Origin of the sequence: Tepidibacter sp., from assembly GCF_025210165.1 — a bacterium.
Classification (GTDB): Bacteria; Bacillota; Clostridia; order Peptostreptococcales; family Peptostreptococcaceae; genus Tepidibacter_A.
The window spans coordinates 1-4,071 of sequence record NZ_JAOASI010000061.1 but is presented as its reverse complement, the minus strand read 5'-3'; the positions used below and the strand labels follow the sequence as shown (position 1 = coordinate 4,071).

Below are 4,071 nucleotides of genomic sequence, written 5' to 3'. Positions count from 1 at the left end.
GTCCATTTGGGCATTCTCCTTTGTTTTGTATTTGGTCGGCAAACCTAAATACTATTCTAACAAAGGAGTTTTTTCTTTTCTACTCACCGCTGGAAGCTTTTTAGAACCACCCGCATAGCAGGTGGTTTTCATATATACAAATCAAAAAGAATTTCTTCATATAATCCTCCTATAATGAATCCAAGTTTTATATAATATATTTTATATAAACTCTTTAAATAATAAAAGCTGTAGAACACTTTCTACAGCTTTATATGTTTTTAATAATCAATATCTACATCATCTTCATACCATTCACTGCATGAATTTACTGTAACTGTATCAGCATGTTCTTGAGTTGTTCCATACCCAGCTTCAGATGTATATCTATTGGTCCATTCATGATAAGAAGATGGACTATATAAATACACATTGCTCCATTCTGCATTATGTACATAAGACCCATCATTTAAATTTTCATTTACTTGAGCTAGAGTAGTTTCTCTAGTCATTTCTAAATTAGAATAACTACTATTTATAAAATCTTTTTCAGGAACAAGGTCTCGAGTATCCGAAGTATAAGTTTGTAATGTTGACCAATTTTCAGTATCTACAATTGTAACTGTTGCTTTATCATAACCTGAATATGATTTTATTTCATACATCATATACACTTTATCTGAAGAAGGTCTTATTAAATCTTGATCCCAATCTTGTTTATATTCTCCTTTTTTATCACTCCATACATTGAAATTTATAAAAGAATACCATCCTCTTCCGTCTGGTCCATCTTCTAAATAATGAATCCCAGCATCACTCACTAAAGGATTATATTTACCTTGATAACCATATTCACCAAAGTAAGCATATGGAAAAGTGTTGCCCTCATCCTCAATTCTAACTTTAGGAAGGTTGAAATAACCTGTTGCTTTATTATATCCTTTGTCTGCTATAACAGTCCAATGTGAACCTGTGTGCTCATTTGGATTACCTACAATATCATAACCATAACTACTTTTAGCTAATTTCGGTGAAGTATTTTCTTTAATATCTTCTTTTTTTAATAGCTTGTCGCTTTTTATTTGATGAGGAGTTGGACATATTTTATTACCCTTATTGTCTACTACTATACCATCAACAATCTTATATTCTTCTTCAGAACTATATATTTTTTCTTTATTTTGTTTTTCTTCATATTTTTCAATCCATGTATTAACTAAATTTTGAGCTTCTTTTTTAGATAAATTTTCTTGTTCTATTACAGATTTAATTGTATCACTATGATATTCAAGACTTTCCCAATTTTTTTGGGATATACCATATTTATTGAGAAAGTCTTCATTTATCTTATTTTTATCTAATGCATGTATATTTATAGGCATAGATATAGTTGCTAATAACCCAAGTGTAGTAATTGAACTTACTATTTTTTTTGAAATCTTAATCATCTCTATTTCCTCCATTATTTTAAAATTAAAAGTTTTGAATGGCCATCCTAAAAACTTAATAACTATTTTACATAATTTAAGATACATAATAATCCAAAAATGTTCCAATGTTTTTCAATTTTATTTGGAACATTTTATCAACCTGTATTATCTTATAAGTAACATACTAATATTAGGAGGAATTTTGACATAAAAAAAATAATATCCACATTATTAACTTTAATTTTATTTACATCTTTTTTAATCACACCTATACATGGTCAAGAGAAGAATCTAGTTATTGAAGAAAAAACTGTTGAAACTAAAATCTTAGATATTCAAGCATCTACAAGATCTAATAATTACATAGTGAACTGCGAAGCAATTATAGATGATCTAGGAAGATCACGAATTCTAATAAGTGCACTTACTGAAACAATTTCTAAAGTAGATACTTTAAAATTGAAAGTATCTTTACAAAAACAAAACAGTTCCTCATGGACAACTATACGTTCTTGGAATAAAAGTACATTTGATGATGATGAAATTAACTTTGAAACAGTATATACTAATGCATCAAGTGGAAAGTATAGAGTTAAGGTATCTCATGTTGTGACACAAAATGGAAAAACTGAAACTGAAGAAAGTACAACATCTTCAATAAGCGTAAAATAAGAGCTAGGATTCCCTAGCTCTTATTTTATGCTAATAACTAAATTCTTTAATTCTTTTTCACTACTACCTATAGCCGTATACTTTGTTTCGAACATATCCCATATTATTTTAAATTTATTATCTTTTATTTTTATAACGTTATATTTTAATCCATTTTCTACGAATTGCTTTACTTCCCCATATTTAGGATTCATCTTAATGGAATGTGCATAATCACCTCTAACAGGCTCTTGTTTTATTTCAATAGAATCATTTTCATTTTCATAAACTAATTTTATATATAAAATTTCCTCTTCATCTTCATACCCTAAGCATTTTTCTAATCTATACCCCATTGGGATATGAGAAGGTTTTTTTACTATAAAATCAGTTTTATTTTGAATATCATTAAATTTTAATATCGTTTCACTAGGTTTATTTATGTTTTTTTCTCTCATATCTTCCTCTGGATTTTTATAATCCAAACTTACATCAATAGATTCATCATTTTCCTTATATATAAAGTTTAATATTCTTCTAAAGTTAGCCTGACTTTGATTATGAAAACCAATACTTATATAACTTGATAATACTAGTATAGCTATTATACAAGCTATTTTTTTATTAAAATAACTATCTCTTTCTTTGGTCTCATTCTGTATCTTGTTTTCTATATTATTCCAAACATAATCCATGTTAGGAACATCTATTTTATCTATATCTTCTTTTATGTTCTCTTTTATTATTTCTTCTAGAATATCTTTTTTCATATGCCTCACCCTCTTTCATGACCTATTATACTGCTGATTTTTTCGAATCTTTATATATTTTTAGGTTATCTTTTATCAAATTTTTAGCTCTATATAGTCTAGATTTAACGGTTCCTATACTTATATCTAGCGATTTACTAATCTCCTCATAAGATTGCTCTAAATAATAATATAAAATTAATGCTTGTTTATAATGACTATCTAAACTGTTGATTTGTTCCAGTATATAGCTATTTAATTCTTTATTTTCTAAAATATTTTCAGGTAAATCTAAATCCTTATCATCACACAAGAAAGGAATTATTTTAGAATCATCTTCTACTAAAAGCTCTTTCTTTCTCTTGTTATATTGAGCTTTAGATAAATTAGATGCTATAGCACATATCCAGCTTTCAAACTTATTTTTATCTTTAAGCGTATCTATCTTATTGAAAGCTTGTATAAAAGTATCTTGAACTATATCCTTTGCATCCTCTTCATTTTTAAGAATATAGTAAGCTACTCTATATACTTTCTTGTTATAGGTTTCAAATAGTATTTTATATAATTCTATTTCATCCTGTTTTTTTCTTTTAAAGAATATCCCCATGTAGTTCTCCCCTTTTGATTATGTATATGTTTACAATTAAATTCAACATAAATTTATCATTTCTTACCTTTTATTGCAAATAAATGCTATTTATATGACTTTTGCGTCCGTATATAAGCATTATTTGTTTGTAATAAATTTATTTTTCAAATTAAGTATAGATCTATATAATTCTATATAACTATTTCAATATTTAGTTTATAGAACTTTGACCTCTTTTATCTACTCATATGCTAGTCTGAGAATCTTTAACATACTTTATAATTATCTTTATGTATATATATATACATATACTAAAAAAGATGGTTATTTAAATGTTAGTAAATCTTTTAAATGGATTTCAATAAAACTTATGTTGTATAAATCTATTTAATGCATTCACGGTATTTAAATAACCATCTTTTTCGATTAAAATTCGTCTACTCGCTAACGACCCTTACAGGCTCCGTTGCTCAAAAATACTTGTAAGTGTAGCTTTTTCAACAAATTATATGTAAAACAAAAAATGATATAGTTTTTTTAAGCATAAAAAAAGATTACGTGGCTACGTCCTACTCTCCCAGGGGGCTGCCCCCCAAGTACCATCGGCGCTAAGGAGCTTAACTTCTGTGTTCGGAATGGGAACAGGTGTATCCTCCTTGCTATAATAACC

4 protein-coding genes and 1 rRNA gene are annotated in these 4,071 nt (G+C 27.2%); 1 reads left to right on the top strand and 4 read right to left on the bottom strand.

Features of this window, described 5'->3' with window-relative positions; genetic code table 11:
- Positions 1–260 precede the first annotated feature (260 nt).
- The gene (locus N4A48_RS09815; RefSeq protein ID WP_293665734.1) at positions 261–1,427 is read right to left on the bottom strand and encodes a hypothetical protein; all 1,167 of its coding nucleotides are present in this window, start codon (positions 1,425–1,427) and stop codon (positions 261–263) included.
- 348 nt (positions 1,428–1,775) lie between these two features.
- Here N4A48_RS09815 and N4A48_RS09810 point away from each other — a divergent pair, with 348 nt between their 5' ends.
- The gene (locus N4A48_RS09810) at positions 1,776–2,081 is read left to right on the top strand and encodes a hypothetical protein (protein ID WP_293665733.1); all 306 of its coding nucleotides are present in this window, start codon (positions 1,776–1,778) and stop codon (positions 2,079–2,081) included.
- A gap of 20 nt (positions 2,082–2,101) precedes the next feature.
- Here N4A48_RS09810 and N4A48_RS09805 read toward each other — a convergent pair whose 3' ends face one another.
- The 3 genes from N4A48_RS09805 to rrf all read right to left on the bottom strand — a co-directional run.
- Positions 2,102–2,830, bottom strand: coding sequence for a DUF4367 domain-containing protein (locus tag N4A48_RS09805; RefSeq protein ID WP_293665732.1), 729 nt, complete (start codon positions 2,828–2,830; stop codon positions 2,102–2,104).
- A 25-nt stretch (positions 2,831–2,855) separates the two neighbouring features.
- Complete coding sequence (locus tag N4A48_RS09800; protein ID WP_293665731.1) at positions 2,856–3,419, bottom strand: RNA polymerase sigma factor; 564 nt, start codon at positions 3,417–3,419, stop codon at positions 2,856–2,858.
- A 538-nt stretch (positions 3,420–3,957) separates the two neighbouring features.
- Positions 3,958–4,071, bottom strand: a 5S ribosomal RNA gene (gene rrf / locus N4A48_RS09795); the annotation flags it as partial.